The organism is Dellaglioa sp. CoH-57-MRSF-17, assembly GCF_056782015.1.
In genome coordinates this window covers 1-245 of record NZ_JBXAXY010000173.1, presented here as the reverse complement: position 1 = coordinate 245, position 245 = coordinate 1, and the positions used below count along the sequence as shown (strand labels likewise).

Annotated in this window: 1 protein-coding gene; it reads right to left on the bottom strand. The window is 66.9% G+C overall.

All coding sequences use genetic code 11. The features are described 5' to 3' along the window. Positions 1-7: 7 nt before the first annotated feature. On the bottom strand, positions 8-245 hold a 238-nt coding region (locus AC1RPJ_RS08290), incomplete at its 5' end, for a hypothetical protein (protein WP_481762932.1).

The window sequence follows — 245 nt, the reverse complement described above, 5'->3', positions numbered from 1 at the left end:
CAGCGCCTCACGAGGGTGACGTAACCTGGACCGTCACTTCCGTGAACTCGCTGGGCCACGGGGTGAAGCCCTCATGGTGAACCTCCCAGTCGTTCGGGAAGCCGGGCTGCCCCGGCGAGCCGTCCCAGCCCGCGACCATGAGGGAGACGGCGGAGAGCAAGCCGCCGTTTCCGGGAAGGTAGATGGGGAGGAGGTTGCCCATCTGCGGGTTGTGTCCGCTGGCCAGATAGTGGTTCTGCGGAGCG